The sequence below is a fragment of the Pseudomonas sp. HY2-MNA-CIBAN-0224 genome, from assembly GCF_040310285.1.
In the GTDB taxonomy this organism is placed as follows: Bacteria; Pseudomonadota; Gammaproteobacteria; order Pseudomonadales; family Pseudomonadaceae; genus Aquipseudomonas; species Aquipseudomonas helleri.
Map to the genome: position 1 here is coordinate 1 of NZ_JBEOPQ010000175.1, position 459 is coordinate 459.

Below are 459 nucleotides of genomic sequence, written 5' to 3' on the forward strand. Positions count from 1 at the left end.
GTGTTGATCCACAAATCTTTGCCAAACCTTGCAACTATGGCTTTATCCCGCAAACGCTTGATGAAGATGGCGATGAGCTTGATGCATTAATCATTACTGAGCAGCCTTTACCTACTGGCATTTTCTTAAAAGCCAAAGTAATCGGCGTTATGAAATTCGTTGATGATGGCGAAGTTGATGACAAAATCGTCGTCGTCCCTGCTGACGACCGTGATACAGGCAATGCTTACAACAGCCTAGAAGATTTACCAAAGCAGCTGATCAACCAGTTACAGTTCCATTTTAGCCACTATAAAGATCTTAAAAAAGCTGGTACAACAGTGGTTGAATCTTGGGGTGACGTCGCAGAAGCCAAAGAAGTGATCAAAGAATCTATCCAACGTTGGAAAGACCTATAGAGTACAATAATAATCTAATGAGCTGATGTTTATGCTCACAAATATAAGCACTCTTAAAGAT

The 459-nt window shown here is 40.5% G+C and carries 1 protein-coding gene; it reads left to right on the plus strand.

Features of this window, described 5'->3' with window-relative positions:
* The coding region (locus AAEZ03_RS25905) for an inorganic diphosphatase (RefSeq protein ID WP_350582586.1) at positions 1-398 on the plus strand (398 nt) is incomplete at its 5' end.
* Between the last annotated feature and the right edge of the window lie 61 nt (positions 399-459).